The following is a 16,917-nucleotide window of genomic DNA, read 5'->3' as shown; positions in this document are numbered from 1 at the left end:
ACTTCCTCCGGGAAGTGCTCTGCATACGTTATCTCATTATTTAGCAACAGTATTCATCATCTGACGCCAGCACAAGATGCAAACGAAATATATTTTCCTGTCCAGATAAGGATGGCACAAAAAAGCCCCGCCGATGCGGGGCTGTTAAGCGTGTTCAGCAGGGGCATTTTCCCACTTTGCCAGCCTGGCTGGGAAAGCGTGCGTCCAGACAATAACGGTGAAACTCACGCTCGCTCATCGGCGACTGCTCGGGATGCTGCAGGCGCATATGCTGCAGATATTTTTGATAATCCTGCACGCCGACCATTAAGCGAAAGCACTGTTGCAGGCCGCGCCACAGACTCCGCCAGCGGAAAGCCTGAGGTGACGGCGTGGCGGCAGGATGGCAGCGGATAATCTGCCAGTTCGCGCCTGGCCGACGGACCTGATGAATCGCATCAGACATGACGCACCTCCTTGTTGCGCAGCGTCACAGAAGATTCCTGAACAGTCGGCTTGTCGCTGCGCAGCGCGCGACGAATAACGAAGAATGCCGAAATCAGCATCGTAACCGCAACCAGCATAAAGAAGGCGCACAGTGCAGCGTTGATCTGATTGCTGAACACGATGGTCTGCATATCTGCCACGCTTTTTGCGGGCGCGATGACCACGCCGTCCTCCAGCCCTTTGCGGAACTTAGCGGCCTGCGCCAGGAAACCGATAGCGGGTTTCTCATGGAAGATTTTCTGCCAGCCAGCGGTCATGGAGGTGATAAACAGCCAGATCGTAGGCAGGATAGTGACCCAGGCGTAACGCTGCTTCTTCATTTTGAACAGCACCACGGTGCCCAGAATCAGGGCCATTGAGGCCAGCATCTGATTGCCGATACCAAACAGCGGCCACAGGGTATTGATGCCGCCCAGCGGATCGACGACGCCCTGATAGACAAAGAACCCCCAGCCTGCGACGGCGACGGTGGTGCCTGCCATATTGCCCAGCCAGGAGCGGTTATTGGCCAGCGAAGGCACGACCGTTCCCACCAGATCCTGCACCATAAAACGACAGGCGCGGGTGCCGGCATCCACCGCTGTCAGGATAAACAGCGCTTCAAACAGGATGGCGAAGTGATACCAGAAGGCCATCATCGCCCGGCTGTTGAAGATGTCGGTAATGATATGCGCCATGCCCACTGCAAAGGTCGGGGCACCACCCGCACGCGACAGAATCGAGCCTTCCCCCACGTCGCGGGCAATGCCGCTCAGCATTTCAGGTGTGACAACAAAGCCCCAGCCGTTGATCACCTGAGAGGCGCTCTCCACGGTCGTACCAATCAGCGCGGCCGGGGAGTTCATGGCGAAGTAAATGCCCGGATCCAGCACCGAGGCGCAAATCAGCGCCATGATCGCGACAAAGGACTCCATCAGCATGGCGCCGTAGCCAATAAAGCGGATGTGGCTCTCGCGCTCGACCAGTTTTGGCGTGGTGCCGCTGGAGACCAGCGCATGGAAGCCGGAAATCGCGCCGCAGGCGATGGTGATAAACAGGAACGGGAACATCGCGCCAGCGAAGACCGGGCCCGTGCCGTCGATAAAGCGGGTAACGGCCGGCATTTTCAGCTCGGGCAGGGCGAAGACAATCCCCACCGCCAGTCCGGCGATGACACCGATTTTCAGGAAGGTTGACAGGTAGTCGCGCGGGGCCAGCAGCAGCCAGACCGGCAGCACGGAGGCGATAAAGCCGTAGATCACCAGCACCCAGGTCAGCGAGGTGCCTTTCAGGGTAAAGAAGGGGCCCCAGTAAGGATGCTGCGCAACGTCCCCGCCATAGATAATCGCTGCCATCATCAGCACAAAGCCGATCAGCGACACTTCTGCGATCTTACCCGGGCGGATAAAGCGCATGTAGATACCCATAAACAGCGCGATAGGAATGGTGGCTGCAATGGTAAACAGCCCCCACGGGCTGTTCGCCAGCGCTTTTACCACAACCAGCGCCAGCGCCGACAGGATAATAATCATCACGCCCAGCGCACCGAGCATGGTCACCACCCCGGCGAACCGGCCCAGCTCCTGTCTGGCCATTTCGCCCAGTGAGCGGCCATCGCGACGGGTGGAGATAAACAGGATCAGGAAATCCTGTACCGCCCCCGCCAGCATTACCCCGACCAGTATCCAGATGGTACCCGGCAGGAAGCCCATCTGCGCCGCCAGGATCGGACCAACCAGTGGCCCGGCACCGGCTATCGCCGCAAAGTGGTGGCCAAACAGGACCCACTTATTGGTCGGCACATAATCGAGCCCATCGCTCAGCCGCTCGGCGGGTGTCATCCGGCGATCGTCAAGTTCAAAGATATTGCGGGCGATAAACAGGCTGTAAAAGCGATAAGCGATGCTGTAGCAGGCGACAGCGGCTATCACCAGCCAGACTGCGTTGACGTGTTCGCCGCGGCTGAGGGCCAGCATGGCGAAAGCGCCCGCGCCGATTAACGCCACCACTAACCAGATCACACTGGTTTTGACGTTTTTCATGACTAACTCCTTGTGAAGACCGAGAGGAAAGCGATCGAAAACAACGAGCTAAACTTAATGTAATGGAATGTAAGTGAAAGTTAATCAGTAGAGAAGTGTGAAGCGGGGTACAAATATAACTTTTTTGCAACGTTGTAAGGCGGGGGAGAGCGGCGGGATAACCGGGGTTATCCCGCCAGAAACAGGTGCGATCCGCTACTCAGACAGCGGGACGCGCCACGACGCTGCGGGTTTCCATGCGCACTTCGGCGATGGTGACATCGATCACGTCGGTTACGCGGTAAACCACTTCGCCTTTGATCTGTACGCTGCCGTTTTCCTGACTGCAGACCAGCTCGTCACGCACCGCGTGAATGAACGGGGCCGGGATAAAGGCCACCGCGCCATTCTCCAGCAGACGGACACGCATACCGCCGCGCGACACATCGATAATCTCGGCGCTGAAGCGACGATCGGTGGCCGCGAAAGGCGCCAGGTAGCGGGCATAGAGCCAGTCGCCCACATCGCGCTCTGCCATCCGGTTCAGGCGGCGACGCTCGCCCATTGTGACCGTGACGGCCTCATCGGGACGGGTGGCCTGTTCACCACGGATAATCGCTTTCAGCAGACGATGATTGATCATGTCGCCGAACTTACGAATCGGGGAGGTCCAGGTGGCGTAAGCCTCCAGCCCCAGCCCGAAGTGCGGGCCTGGCTCGGTGCTGATCTCCGCGAAGGTCTGGAACCGGCGGATGCGGCTGTCCAGGAACTGCGTTGGCAGGGCATCGAGTTCACGACGCAGCACGCGGAACCCTTCCAGCGTGGTGATCGCCTGCGCATCGGCCGTTACGCCGTGGCTGGCCAGCACGGCCGCCGCCTGTTCCGCATTGGTGGTGTCGAAACCGGCATGGACGTTGTAGATCCCGAAGCCGAGGCGATCGCGCAGGACCTGTGCCGCGCAGATGTTCGCCAGAATCATCGACTCTTCAACGATGCGGTTAGCGATGCGGCGGGGTTCAGCCACAATCTCCAGCACTTCGCCTTTTTCACCCAGCAGGAAGCGGTAGTCAGGACGATCTTTAAACACCAGGGCGTGGGTCTGACGCCATTCGCTGCGCGCCAGGCAGAGGCGATGCAGCAGACGAATCTGTTCCGCAATTGCGTCGCTCTGCGGCTGCCAGCTGCCGCTGTTTTCCAGCCAGTCAGAGACGTCGTCATAGGCCAGCTTCGCTTTGGATTCGATCCAGGCGGCAAAGAAGGTCACGTCATCGCCCAGGGAACCATCGGCTGCCACGGTGACACGGCAGGCCAGCGCCGGACGGCGCACGTCAGGGCGCAGCGAACAGACATCGTCAGAGAGTTCGCGCGGCAGCATCGGGATATTAAAGCCCGGCAGATAGTTGGTGAAGGCGCGCTGAGCGGCGACCTTATCAAGCTGGCTGCCTTCCGCCACATACGCGGTAGGGTCGGCGATGGCGATGGTCAGACGCAGAGAACCCTCCTCCAGTGCCTCCACATACAGCGCATCGTCCATATCCTGAGTGCTGGCGCTGTCGATGGTGACAAAGTTGAGCGCGGTAAGATCTTCGCGCGTCAGATTTTCATCCAGCATCTCGCCGAAGCTGACGTCAGGCGCCTGGCGCTCCAGGTTGTGACGGGACAGCGTCACCCACCACGGTGCGAGGTGATCGTCGGCTTTCACGATAAAATCGGTGAGCTCGGCGTAAAAGCCGCGGTCGCCTTTCAGCGGATGACGGCGCATCTCCGCCACGGCCCAGTCGCCATTTTCGAAGGGATGGCTGACATCGCGCGCCGGACGGCACTGGATGGCATCTTTCAGCAGAGGGTGGTCCGGGACGATCGACAGGCGGTCATCTTTCTTCTGCACCCGGCCGACAAAGCGGCTCAGGAAGGGCTCAACCAGGGTTTCCGGCTCAGCACTTTCGCGATCTTTATCGCTGTGGATCACGGCGACAATGCGATCGCCATGCATCACTTTCTTCATCTGCGGTGGCGGAATGAAGTAACTCTTCTGTGCATCGACTTCCAGGAAGCCGAAACCTTTTTCGGTGCCTTTAACGACGCCTTCAGCACGAGGCGTTTGCGAATGGAGCTTCTCTTTCAGCTGCGCGAGCAGCGGGTTATCCTGGAACATAATTTTTCGTTTCGTGGCCTGATTGCGGCTGACAGTTTTACGCGATTCAACGCCGCGCGGCAAGGCAAAAAGCCGGACGAGCCGGCTTTTCAGGATGGGGTGAGGGGGCTGTCAGGCGATGCGCTGATCGGCGATCGCCGACGACAGTTCCAGCTTCACCGGTACGGATTTCGAGGTCGGTGTGCCACTGCCATCGCCGAAGCTGTTCAGCGGCACCAGCGGGTTGGTTTCCGGGTAATAGGCCGCCAGATTGCCGCGCGGAATATTATAGGGAACCAGTTTAAAGCCGCTGACGCGACGGGTAATGCCATCGTTCCACAGCGTTTCGATATCCACGTTCTGACCTTCCGTGAAGCCCAGATCGGCCATATCATCCGGGTTGATAAACACCACCTCGCGCTGACCGAATACCCCACGATAACGGTCATCGAGGCCGTAAATGGTGGTGTTGTACTGGTCGTGTGAACGCAGCGTCTGCAGCGTGAAAGGCACCGCCTGCTCAAGATTCGGGAACAGCGAATCCGGCAGGGATGAGGCGCAGAACTCCGCTTTCTGGCTTGGCGTATTGAAGCGTAACTCCGCCGCCGCGTTACCCAGGTAGAAGCCACCCGGAATATCACATTTCGCATTGAAGTCGGCAAAGCCCGGAATGGTCGCGGCGATATGTTCGCGGATCAGATTGTAATTACCCGCCAGTTCGCGCCATTTCACCTTGTCACTGCCAAGCACCGCTTCAGCGATACCGGCCACGATCGCCGTCTCTGAACGCTGAGTGTCCGCCAGCGGGATGCCGATCCCTTCCGAGGCGTGAACCATGCTGAAGGAGTCTTCGACGGTAATGAACTGATTGCCCGTCGCCTGCAGATCGCGCTCAGTGCGGCCCAGCGTCGGCAGAATCAGCCCTTCGTGACCCGGCACCAGGTGGCTGCGGTTCAGTTTGGTGCTGATATGCACGGTCAGGCCACAGCGTGACAGCGCCTCTTCGGTACGCGGTGAATCAGGTGCAGCCGCCGCCAGGTTGCCGCCCAGCGCAATCAGTACCTTGACTTCATCACGCAGCATGGCGTTCAGCGCTTCAACGGTGTTATGACCTGGGGCGCGTGGCGGTTCAAAATTGAAGTGATTACCCAGCGCATCCAGGAAGGCTTTGGCCGGTTTCTCATCAATGCCCATCGTGCGGTTGCCCTGCACGTTACTGTGACCGCGCACCGGGCAGAGGCCCGCGCCTTTTTTGCCCAGCTGACCAAACAGCAGCTGCAGGTTAGTGATCTCCCGTACCGTATCGACCGAGTGCTTGTGCTGGGTGATCCCCATCGCCCAGGTACAGATCACCCGGTCTGCGCTCTGATAGATAGCTGCGGCTTCGCGGATCTGCGCCTGTGTCAGGCCCGACTGCGCCACAATCTGCATCCAGCTGGTGTTATCCACGGCGTCGAGGTAAGCCTCAATACCGTGCGTTTTGGCGTTGATGAAGGTCTGGTCAAACAGACCCGGTTCGCCAGCCGCCAGACGCGCGCGGTGAGTTTCCAGCAGGGATTTCACCATGCCGCGCACCGCCGCCATATCACCGCCCAGGTTCGGCTGGTAATAGGAGGAGCTGATATTGCCCGCTTTCGAGGTGACGACTTCCAGCGGCTTCTGCGGATCGGCAAAGCGTTCCAGACCGCGCTCGCGCAGGGTATTAAACGTCACGATCTTCGCACCATGATCGGCCGCATGACGCAGGCTGTGCAGCATACGCGGATGGTTGGTGCCGGGGTTCTGACCGAAGACGAAAATGGCATCAGCGTGATCGAAATCATCCAGACGGATGGTGCCTTTACCCACGCCGATACTGCGCTTCAGGCCGGTGCCGCTGGCTTCATGGCACATGTTAGAGCAGTCAGGGAAATTATTGGTACCCATCAGGCGGCCAAACAGCTGATAGAGCCAGGAGGCTTCGTTGCTGGCACGGCCGGAGGTGTAAAGCTCCATCTGGTTGGGGTGATCCATCGCCCGGATGTGCTGCGCAATCAGCGCAAAGGCCGCATCCCAGCTGATTGGCTCATAGTGATCGGTGTCGGCGTTGTAACGCAGCGGATGGGTCAGACGACCCTGATACTCCAGGAAGTAGTCACTCTGGGTATAGAGCGTGGTAACGCTGTGTTTAGCAAAAAAGTCGGTGTCGACAACGCGGCGTGTGGCTTCCCAGGTAACCGCTTTGGCCCCGTTTTCGCAGAAGCTGAAGGTACTTTTATTGTCATCGCCCCAGGCGCAGCCCGGGCAGTCAAAACCGCGGGCTTTGTTCATGCGCATCAGATTGCGCATATTTTTCAGGGCCGCTTTGCTGTCAAGAACGAAACGCGTGGTGGCTTCCAGTGAACCCCAGCCGCCCGCAGCCGCGCGGTAGGGTTTGATTTGGCGTTTAAATTTCATATGAGTGCAGGCTTTTTATAGTAGGCATTATTGTTTGGTGTTTGTTATCAGGTTATAGCCTGATGGTGAAAGGAAGTCTGCAGTTATACACATACCTTGTCTAATTGATTGACATAATGGTGCGATAGCTGGCGTTTATCGTGCAGGCGTGCGAAGTGTGACGCTGGTCAGATTTTACCCGTTTTTAACGGGCTGATAACGGGAGTTATCCCTGCATCAGACGCATACTTGCTGTTTGCAAGCAGCGAGGCGTAACCCTATGAAACAGCTGACCAGCCAGATCCACGCATTTGGCAAAGCGTTAATGATGCCTATTTCGGTCATCGCAGCCGCAGGGATTTTCCTTGGGCTGGCGGCGGCCATGCAGAACCCGGCCGTCACCGGCGAAGCCTTTGCGCAGATGCAGGTGCCGCAGCTCATCATCGGCTTTATCCGTAAGGTCGCCGGGGCGCTGTTTGCTAATCTGCCGCTTTTCTTTGCCGTGGCGACGGCTATCGGTCTGGCGAAGGCGGAGAAACCCACCGCCGCCTTTGCCGCCGTGATTGGCTATATCGTAATGAACGTCGGAATCAGCGCCAGCCTGGCGGCCAGAGGGATCACCGCAGCCACCACAACACCCGCTGCGCTGCAGCAGGCGGGGCTGGATCAGACTGCGGCGATGATGATGTCGGCGGAATACATCAGCATGCTGGGCGTCTTTACCTACAACATGAGCGTGCTGGGTGGGGTGATCGCCGGACTGATGACGGTGGTGCTGCACAATCGCTTTTACACGCAGTCACTCCCTACGGCGATCAGCTTCTTTAGCGGACGGCGGTTTGTGCCGATTGTCACCGTGGTCTGCCTGCCGCTGGTCGGGGTGCTGCTGGCGCTGATCTGGCCAACCATTGGCAGCGGTATCGCCTGGATAGGTCAGATGATCGGCAAAAGCGGGCAGTATGGCGCGTTTCTGCTGGGCACGTTCGAGCGCATCCTGATCCCCACCGGCCTGCATCACATCCTGAATGAAACCGTGCGGTTTACCCCCATCGGCGGCATGGCGGTCGTGGATGGACAGACGGTGGTCGGTGCGCTGAACATTTTTAATGCCTCGCTGACTCATCCGGGCGCGATCCCCGATGAGACGCTGCGTTCCGCCACGCAGTTCCTGGCCCAGGGAAAGATTCCGGTGATGATGTTTGGTTTGCCTGCCGCGGCGCTGGCGATCTACCACACCGCGCGACCGGAGCATAAGCAGCGGGTCAGGGCGCTGGTGATGGCCGGGGCGCTGACCTCATTCACCACGGGCATCACGGAACCGCTGGAGTTCTGTTTTATCTTTGTCTCGCCCGTGCTCTACCTGCTGCATGCGTTTCTCACCGGCCTGTCGTTTATGCTGATGTCAATGCTGCACCTGATGATCGGCAACGTACAGGGCGGCATTATCGACCTGGTGGTATTCGGCATGCTGGGCGGGGCAAAAACTCACTGGTGGTGGACGCTGGCGCTGGGCGCGATCTATGCGCCGGTTTACTACTACGCCTTCCGGCTGGTGATCACCCGGATGAACGTCGAGACGCCGGGCCGCGAGTCGGAGGAGGAGAAACCGCAGCAGGTTGCCGCCAATGAGCGCACCCGGGTGATTATCAGCGGTCTGGGCGGTCAGGCCAATATCGAAGATGTCGATTGCTGCTTTACCCGGCTGCGGGTACGGGTGAAAGCGATGAATCAGGTGGTCGATCAGACGCTGATGAGCACCGGTGCCAACGGCATCAATCGCGTCAGTGAGCACGACGTTCAGGTGATTTATGGCCCACAGGTCGAGAAGATTGCCAGCGAAGTAAAAATGGCGCTGGGTGTCGCCTGATCCGGCGATTCTGCGGCCTCACCGCGCGGCGGGCTGCTCACCCTCAGCGCCCGCCCGGGAGAACCTCTGTCGGTTGCCGCTCCGCTTATTGTAACTAAAAAAAGCGCGCCCCTAATGGGATGCGCTTTTCTGCCGATATAGCGACTCTGTCTTCCCTATTTTCGGAACGTTGTGATGTCGTTAAAAAAATCCTCCCTGATTATTTTCTCTTTCCTGCTGGTGCTGTTTCTGGCCAGCGTGGCGATCAGTACCTCGCTGCTGTTTCAGAGCAATCACTCCCTGAATGCGGTCAATAAAGAGATTCGCGTGGTGCTTTCCGTGATCGATCCGATCAACCACAGCCGCACGCTGCGTGTCCGCCTGATGGAGTACATGAAAGAGACAGAAGGCAGCGATGCCAGTAATCCCGCCACGCTGGATAGCGTGCGCACCGTTGCCGGTAAAGCGGATGCGGCCTTCCGGGCCTATATGGATGCCCCGCGTCTGCCGGGTGAAGAGGCGGAAGCAGAGGCCTATCGTCAGGCTTATCAGACGTATCGTCAGCAGGGGCTCCAGCCGCTAATTGAAGCCGCCGAAGCACACGATCAGCTACGTTTTAAAAACCAGATTGCCACCGTAGTTCGCCTTGATCGCCAGTATGAAATCATTCTGGACCGGGTGCTGGCGCAGCATGAGGCTTACGCCAGAAAACTGAACAGCGAGGCGCAGAGCCACTTCTCCACCGGCGTGATGTTACAGGTACTGTCGGGCGTGCTGTTCTTTGCCATCATCATCGCCATCTATCTCTTTATGAAGCGCTACGTGCTGGCGCCGCTTAATCATGCGCAGGCGCACTGCAAGCTGATCGCGGCGGGCGTACTGGACTCCACGGTGCCGGTCAAGGCAGGCTCACGCAGTGAAATTCAGCTGCTGATGGGCTCGCTGGAGCAGATGCGCAGCGCGCTGACCGCGATTATTCTTCAGGTGCGCGATTCGACCCATTCAGTCTCTACCGCCTCGCAGCAGATTGCGGCAGGCAACATCGATCTGGCCTCGCGAACCGAGCAGCAAGCTGCGGCCCTGACTGAAACTGCGGCCAGCATGGAGCAGTTGGGCGCAACGGTGAAACAGAATACCGAAAACGTGTTCGAAGCCTGCCGTCTGACCAGTGAGGCGGTGAAGAACGCAGAGAGTGGCGAAAAAGTGTCGCAGGAAGTGGTGGTGTCGATGGGACTCATCAACACCAGCTCGAAAAAGATCGAGGAGATCACCACGGTCATCGACAGCATCGCCTTCCAGACCAACATCCTGGCGCTGAACGCCGCCGTCGAAGCGGCCCGCGCGGGCGAGCAGGGGCGCGGATTTGCCGTGGTCGCGGGCGAGGTACGCAATCTGGCCCAGCGCAGCGCCACGGCCGCCAAAGAGATCGAGAGCCTGATTGCCGAATCAGTTTCGATTATCCGCACCGGCTCAGACCAGGTCAGCCGCACCGGTGAGGCGATGAACGCGATTATCTCTTCGGTCAGCCGCGTCAATGAGCTGATGGAACATATCTCTACCGCATCAGATGAGCAGAGCCGCGGCATCGGTCAGATCGAACAGGCGGTGACCGAGATGGACAGCGTCACCCAGCAGAACTCGGCGCTGGTGCAGGAGTCGGCAGCGGCCTCTGCCTCGCTGGAGGAGCAGGTGCAGTACCTGACACAGTCGGTCTCCACGTTCCGTCTGGCAAGCCATTAACAGGCGCAGGTAGCGCATACTGGCTTTCGCAAGGAGCCGGACAGGTTTCGGCTCCTTGCGGCTTCAAGGCGCGGTTGATTCAGCGCATGGTGACCAGGATATACCCGGCGTAAAACAGGATTTTTATCAGAGAGGGGCGTCATGCTCATCAGCACCGAGAATGCCCGCAGCGACAGCGCCGATACCCGCCTGGCCTGCACGCTGGCCGCCACCGCAGGCGCGCTGAATACTGCTGCCTTTGAGGTGGTCGGTTTTTTTTCCGCCAACATGACCGGGAATGTTTCGCTGCTCTCCGACCAGCTGGCTAAAGCGAATGCGGGGCCAGCCCTCTTTTTCCTGTCTGTGGTGCTGCTTTTTATTGCGGGCTCCGCCTGTTCGACGCTGATCATTAATGCCGGACAGCGCCGGAATATCCGCACCATTTACGCCGCTGTCATTCTCATCGAGGGTGCCGCGCTGATGATCCTGGGGGGCGTGGAGCGCGCCTTTACCGCGCATTCACCGGGTGTAATGTTAATCATGAGCCTGAGCTTCCTGATGGGGCTGCAGAATGCGGTGGTCACGCGGATCTCCAATGCACGGGTGCGGACGACCCATATCTCCGGCACGGCGACGGATATCGGTATCGAGCTGGCGATGCTGTTTGAGGTGCTTCGGCGCAAGGCGTCACCTAAAGAGACGCCACTCTATTTCAGCCGCCTGCGCCTGCACGCGCTGACACTGCTGTCGTTTCTCGCAGGCGGCGTGGCGGGAATAGGCCTCTACAGGCTCCTCGGCAACAACTTTCTGCTGCCGGTGGGGGGCGGATTGATCGGTCTGGCGCTGAAAACGATCTTTACCCGATCGGAAAAGTGAAGGGATGAGGTGCTGATTTTGTGGGGCCGTGTCGGGGGTGCGTCGTCCGATGCGCGACTTCGCCGCCTGTAACCATCTTCTGCACCAGGTCATCGTGATGATGCAGGCACGCCTGCTGAAGCCCCCGCTGTTCATCGGGCGGTCATCAGCAGAGGGCTTTTTTCAGTGGGGGACGGGTATCAGTCAAAGACACCGTTGATTACTGCGGTCACAACAGCCGTGCTCAGGGCAATCAGGACTAAATCGTTGCCCACAGCCCGCCACTCGTAGCCGGGATAATAGGGCAACGCATTAATCATCGACGCTGGCAGGCTTTTTTTCGCGATGCCCGGCGGTAACGGTTTACCACGCGCCACATTTTTTGCGATGCCCGGCGGCAGAGACGGGTAACCGACCAGACCATAGTTTACCGCCAGCGTTCGCGCCCGTGAGAAGGTAAGGTCCGCGCCGACACGATCAGGCTGCCCGTGGTTTTTACGTCCCTGTTGTCTCTCCTTCGGCTTATCATCATGGCGTCCCTGATTGCCGTGAGCGCCGTTATTCCCATGATTGCCATTGCCATTGCCATTGCCATTGCCATTGCCATTGCCAGGGTTGGCATAGCCCGGCGAAGCAATAACGGCGAAACCCAGAACAACTGCCAGAAGTGAAAGAAGAGGGCGATGCTTTTGCATGAATCTGTCTCCTCAGATTAGCAGGACCGCTTTTATCTTTATTGAGTATGGACAGCAACAGGCCAGGATGTAAATGTCATCCCGGAAAAGCGATGCGAGTAAAGAGGGGGGGCAGTGCGGAAAGTCCTCTGCCGCTGAGTCACGCAGGGTAAGGAGTGACCAGCAGCGCGCGACGCGATGCTGGCTGGCTGGCCCCCGAACCGTCCGTCAGCTGATACGCTGCCGCTGCTCCCGGCGATACTTGTGAAAATCCTCATCGCACTCAACGGAACAGAAGGCCGTGTCAGCCACGACAGACTCATCTTTACACCAGATGCACATGCCGTCAGGACTCAGCACTTTTGGCTTACGTGCCGCCAGAGAGGCGGCGAGATGCGCTTCTTCACGCTCCTGAGCTAAATCTATCTCATCCATAAACAGTCATAACCTCATCAAATTTTAACAATTCAAACATAAAACAGCTGCTGAAGGGAAACGCTTCGTTCTCCTGAAGCTTTAGGGTGACGTAGGGTTCATCATAGCGGCATCATTTCAGATTGCCTGAACAGGACAATCCCGCAGATTAGGGGGCAAACTGACGGCTCTCTTTTGCAACAGAATCAATCCAGGTCGGGTAACATCTCTGTCAGGTAACCGGCTGAGAGGCGATGTGTCCGCTGGTTTGAAGCCTGGCACTAATCGGCTTATCATGAGCATCGCCACGCCACGCAGATGCCTGCGAAATTAGCTGTACATCAGGCAGCAGATAAAAAACGCGCTGCATAAAATAATTAATCGTAAGTCGCTGATGGAAAAACAAAATCGACATTAAACAGCTTATATACCTGTGCAACCTGGAGCGCGAACGCCATTTCGGTCGTGCCGCCGAAGCCAGTTTCGTTACCCAGCCGACCCTTTCGATGCGCCTGAAAAATCTGGAGCGCGAGCTGGGTCTGCCGCTGATAAACCGCAGCAATAATTTCGCTGGTTTTACCCCTGAAGGCGATCGGGTGCTGGCGTGGGCCAGGGAGATCGTCTCGGTCTATCAGGGACTGAAGCTGGAAGTCGAGTCGCTGAAACATGGCGTGAACGGCACACTGCGGGTGGGCGTAGTGCCACAGTGCAGCATGGCGCTGCCGCTGCTGCTGAAGGCGGTTCAGGCCCGTTATCCTCAGCTCGACTACCGGATTGCCGTGCTCAGCGCCGATCAACTACTCGAAGCCCTCAACAGCCACACTGTGGATGTCGGGATCGGATTCTTTGAGATGGCAACCCTGCGGGAGCTTCATTTTCAGACCGAGATGCTGGCGGACAGAGGCGTTGAGGCGATATTCCACCCCGACTATTTCCCGGCGCTGGTGGGGGAGACGCCACTGGCACTCTCTGACCTGGCACAGCAGCCGCTCTGTCTGGCGGAACCGACGCGCTATTTCCGTCGCTATCTGGATATGGCTTTTCGTGAGACGGGGCTGGTGCCACGGGTGATCGTCGAGAGCGCCTCTGTGATGCAGCTGATGCAGTGCGCGCAGGTCGGTCTTGGCCTGCTGGTCTCCCCGGTCGGGCACCTGCTGCCCGCATCGTTGCAGGGGCTACAGCAGCGCGCGATTATACTGCCGCCGATGGCCCGTCAGGCGGCCCTGGTGATTGCCGAGCCGGGCCGCGCGACCCCGCTGGCACAGCACTTCTTCGACGAGGCGCGCGGCCTGCTGCCGGTCTGAGTATCTGCTACCGCGACTCACCCAGCGCGTAAAACAGACGGCTGTTCCAGTTGCCAATGGCAACACACTGAATCAGCGCGAACAGCGCCTCCGGCTCCCGGCCCGCCGCCATCAGCGGCTGCAGATGTGCGGCGCTGAAGCGTTCCGGCGACCGGGTGAGCTGCGCCGCCAGCGCAATGATCTGCTGCTGCTCGCCTGTGGCCCCGGCCTCATCCACCCCTTCGATTAATCTTTCATTCCCCGGCAGCAGCCGGAATCCCCAGCGGCTGCCCAGAATGCGGGCCGCGGTCGCCTCCGCCAGAGTTAAGTCCTGCGGCAGATGCTGACGCAGTTGCGCCCAGCCATAGAGTGCAGCGGGATCATGTGCCAGCAGCCAGACCGCCTCCTGCATGCCGGGCAATGGCTGACAGCGGGTAATGGCCGTAAGCTGTTCCGCACTGGCATAACGTAATTCCAGCGGTTTCAGCGCGGGCTGCCAGCGGCCAGGCTGGTCAAATCCGCTGGCGTCCGCATCCGGCGGGGCGGTACTGCCTGGCAGCCAGCGAACCGGCTGCGCCTGCAATGCCTGAAGTCCGGCGACCACTCGCGCCTGATAAGAGACAAAGCCGATCAGCTGGTTCAGCGTCACAATATCGGGCGCCGTCAGGCCAACCGCATCCAGTGCCGTGATCGCGCTGGCACCAATCAGCTCCGGCTGCATCGCCAGCTGGCGCGCATACTGCGTAATCTGGGTCAGACGATTATTACTCTCGCGTGAGGAGTCAGGGCCGGGCAGGGGATTGAGGCGTGCAGAGTAGTGATTACATAGCCGCTGAATCCCCGTAACCTGCGCCACCGTCAGCGCGGTGCTGAGGCGATCGTAAAGCGTCAGGGTGTGGGTGAGCGACGTCGCCACGCGATCGGGAAAAAGAAGCTGCGCCAGATCGCGCGCGGCCAGCAGAGCGGGCTGATGAGCGCGCAGCAGTGCCTGCATCTCCGCGTTATCACCGTGACAGCCCAGCAGGAAACGATCGTCAATATGGGCGGCCTCGGGTACCAGCGGCGCGGCCTGCGAGGTACGTGGACTGGTCTGGCTCTCGTAAAACCAGTGGTTATGGCCCGGATAGCGGCGTTGTTCCATGATCAATCCTTTTGCAGATTCGGGTTCGGCATGCAGCGGCAGAATCTGAAAATGTGCATAAACCGAAGGGCTGGCTTATCGTCGCTGATGGTCAGTCCGGGACAAAAGATTGATCGGTGATAATTAATAGCGTTACGGTATAACGACAGGAAAATCAGGCAGGAAGGGTGCGGCAGAGGGGAGGAAAAGGGCGAGCCAGGCTCGCCCTTCAGGAACTTATTTCAGTTCCAGTTCGTTCATAGCGGCGATGCTGAAGCCGCCATCAACGTGGACCACTTCACCGGTGATGCCGCCAGCGAGGTCAGAGCAGAGGAATGCTGCTGAGTTACCGACATCTTCGATGGTCACGGTACGGCGAATCGGGGTAACCGCTTCGCAGTGTGCCAGCATCTTACGGAAATCTTTGATGCCTGAGGCCGCCAGGGTGCGGATAGGACCTGCAGACACGGCGTTAACACGCACGCCTTCCGGGCCCATGGCGTTTGCCATGTAACGCACGTTTGCTTCCAGAGACGCTTTAGCCAGACCCATCACGTTGTAGTTCGGGATCGCGCGCTCAGCGCCCAGGTAAGAGAGCGTCAGCAGCGCAGAGTGCGGGTTCAGCATCTCGCGGCACTCTTTAGCCATAGCAACGAAGCTGTAGGCACTGATGTCATGCGCGATTTTGAAGCCTTCGCGGGTAACGGCGTTCACATAGTCGCCAACCAGCTGCTCGCCAGGGGCGAAGCCGATAGAGTGAACGAAACCGTCAAATTTCGCCCAGGTTTTTGCCAGTTCAGTGAACAGAGATTTGATGCTCTCATCTTCGGCTACGTCACATGGCAGCACGATGTCTGAACCCAACTCTTTGGCAAACTCTTCCACACGACCTTTTAACTTGTCGTTCTGGTAGGTGAAAGCCAGCTCTGCGCCCTGTTTGTGCATCGCCTGTGCAATACCGTAGGCGATGGAAAGTTTACTGGCAACGCCAGTAATCAGAATGCGCTTACCGGAAAGAAAACCCATAGCTGTAATCCTTATGGTCATTGTAGTTGGCGGCCGCATGATTAAAAAGTAAGCGACCGACGTTAATCGACGTGCGGATTCTAGCACGTCTCTCATAAATCAGGTAAACCGGCCCGCAATTTCCGGGACAGGCGGCAAAAATCAGCGCTCGCGCCGCCAGGCTTCAGCACTTAACGCTTCACCAAAGTGGCTGCTGATCAGCCGACGGGTCAGATCGTGCAGCGGAGAGGCCAGCACATCGGCGGTGCCGCCACGTTCCACTACTTCGCCCTGATGCATCACCAGCACTTTGTCGCTGATGTGCTTCATCATCCCCAGATGCTGGGTGACATAGATGTAGGCGATGCCGTGCTTTTCCTGCAGCTCCAGCATCAGGTTCACCAGTTGGGAACGCATTGTCATGTCCAGCGATGCCAGTGCTTCGTCAGCCACAATCACCTTAGGTTGCAGGATCAGCGCACGCGCCAGCCCCAGACGCTGTTTCTGACCGGGCGCCAGCATATGCGGATAGTAGCCGGCGTGATCGCGCAGCAGGCCCACCTGGCGCAGCGTGGCGATAATGCGCTTTTCGCGCGCCTCAGCATCAAGATCGGTATTCAGCCGCAGGGGGAACTCCAGGATCTGGCTGATGCGCTGACGCGGGTTCAGCGAGGTGGACGGGTCCTGAAAAATCATGCGGATGCGCTGGCTGCGATAGCCATAATCGCCGAAGGTCAGCGGATGATCGTCAATCAGAATCTCCCCCTCGGTGGGCGCGACCATGCCGCTGAGCATCTTCGCCAGCGTGGATTTCCCGGAGCCATTTTCACCGATGATCGCCAGCGTCTGCCGCTCACGCAGGGTAAAGCTGACCGACTTCACCGCCTCAACGTGCTGACGACGAAACAGGCCTGTGCGATAGCGAAAGGTTTTACTCAGATTACGCACTTCGAGCAGGGTTTCCAT

The 16,917-nt window shown here is 58.6% G+C and carries 13 protein-coding genes; 4 read left to right on the top strand and 9 right to left on the bottom strand.

Annotated elements, in window-relative coordinates; translation table 11 throughout:
* Positions 1–154: 154 nt before the first annotated feature.
* The 4 genes from AB1748_RS11610 to AB1748_RS11595 form a co-directional block, all read right to left on the bottom strand.
* Entirely contained in the window at positions 155–445 is a 291-nt protein-coding gene (locus AB1748_RS11610) for a YbdD/YjiX family protein (RefSeq protein ID WP_111140086.1), read from the bottom strand.
* Positions 438–2,507 (bottom strand): carbon starvation CstA family protein, encoded by a 2,070-nt coding sequence (locus AB1748_RS11605; protein WP_367395522.1) that lies wholly within the window; start codon positions 2,505–2,507, stop codon positions 438–440. The genes AB1748_RS11610 and AB1748_RS11605 overlap by 8 nt, the downstream gene beginning before the upstream one ends.
* 199 nt (positions 2,508–2,706) lie before the next feature.
* Entirely contained in the window at positions 2,707–4,641 is a 1,935-nt protein-coding gene (locus AB1748_RS11600; protein ID WP_111140091.1) for an exoribonuclease II, read from the bottom strand.
* A gap of 111 nt (positions 4,642–4,752) precedes the next feature.
* On the bottom strand, positions 4,753–7,056 hold the full coding sequence (locus AB1748_RS11595; protein WP_293771024.1) for an FdhF/YdeP family oxidoreductase: 2,304 nt from the start codon (positions 7,054–7,056) through the stop codon (positions 4,753–4,755).
* A gap of 259 nt (positions 7,057–7,315) precedes the next feature.
* Here AB1748_RS11595 and AB1748_RS11590 point away from each other — a divergent pair, with 259 nt between their 5' ends.
* From AB1748_RS11590 to AB1748_RS11580, 3 genes are all read left to right on the top strand, one after another.
* Positions 7,316–8,902: a PTS transporter subunit EIIC gene (locus AB1748_RS11590; RefSeq protein WP_367395521.1), complete on the top strand. Its 1,587-nt coding sequence runs from the start codon at positions 7,316–7,318 to the stop codon at positions 8,900–8,902.
* Positions 8,903–9,076: 174 nt separating this feature from the next.
* The gene (locus AB1748_RS11585; protein ID WP_293771022.1) at positions 9,077–10,621 is read left to right on the top strand and encodes a methyl-accepting chemotaxis protein; all 1,545 of its coding nucleotides are present in this window, start codon (positions 9,077–9,079) and stop codon (positions 10,619–10,621) included.
* A 141-nt stretch (positions 10,622–10,762) separates the two neighbouring features.
* Positions 10,763–11,476, top strand: a complete 714-nt coding sequence (locus AB1748_RS11580; RefSeq protein ID WP_367395520.1) for a YoaK family protein — start codon at positions 10,763–10,765, stop codon at positions 11,474–11,476.
* A 179-nt stretch (positions 11,477–11,655) separates the two neighbouring features.
* Here AB1748_RS11580 and AB1748_RS11575 read toward each other — a convergent pair whose 3' ends face one another.
* Both AB1748_RS11575 and AB1748_RS11570 read right to left on the bottom strand, forming a co-directional pair.
* Positions 11,656–12,150, bottom strand: coding sequence for an anti-virulence regulator CigR family protein (locus tag AB1748_RS11575; RefSeq protein ID WP_367395519.1), 495 nt, complete (start codon positions 12,148–12,150; stop codon positions 11,656–11,658).
* Positions 12,151–12,357: 207 nt separating this feature from the next.
* Entirely contained in the window at positions 12,358–12,564 is a 207-nt protein-coding gene (locus AB1748_RS11570) for a hypothetical protein (RefSeq protein ID WP_111139468.1), read from the bottom strand.
* Between the two features lie 386 nt (positions 12,565–12,950).
* Here AB1748_RS11570 and AB1748_RS11565 point away from each other — a divergent pair, with 386 nt between their 5' ends.
* On the top strand, positions 12,951–13,847 hold the full coding sequence (locus AB1748_RS11565) for a LysR family transcriptional regulator (protein WP_111139470.1): 897 nt from the start codon (positions 12,951–12,953) through the stop codon (positions 13,845–13,847).
* Positions 13,848–13,854: 7 nt separating this feature from the next.
* On the opposite strand, the gene AB1748_RS11560 is transcribed toward AB1748_RS11565, so the two are convergent.
* The 3 genes from AB1748_RS11560 to sapF form a co-directional block, all read right to left on the bottom strand.
* A complete protein-coding gene (locus AB1748_RS11560) occupies positions 13,855–14,967 on the bottom strand; it encodes an oxidoreductase (RefSeq protein WP_293770240.1) in 1,113 nt (370 codons plus the stop codon).
* A 216-nt stretch (positions 14,968–15,183) separates the two neighbouring features.
* A complete protein-coding gene (gene fabI / locus AB1748_RS11555) occupies positions 15,184–15,972 on the bottom strand; it encodes an enoyl-ACP reductase FabI (RefSeq protein WP_367395518.1) in 789 nt (262 codons plus the stop codon).
* A 141-nt stretch (positions 15,973–16,113) separates the two neighbouring features.
* Positions 16,114–16,917 carry a putrescine export ABC transporter ATP-binding protein SapF gene (gene sapF / locus AB1748_RS11550; RefSeq protein WP_111139473.1) on the bottom strand — a complete coding sequence of 268 codons (804 nt, stop codon included), beginning with the start codon at positions 16,915–16,917 and terminating at the stop codon, positions 16,114–16,116.

It is taken from the genome of Pantoea sp. Ep11b (genome assembly GCF_040783975.1).
In the GTDB taxonomy this organism is placed as follows: domain Bacteria; phylum Pseudomonadota; class Gammaproteobacteria; order Enterobacterales; family Enterobacteriaceae; genus Pantoea.
The sequence above is the reverse complement of the archived record's forward strand: the minus strand, read 5'-3'. Positions and strand labels throughout refer to the sequence as shown.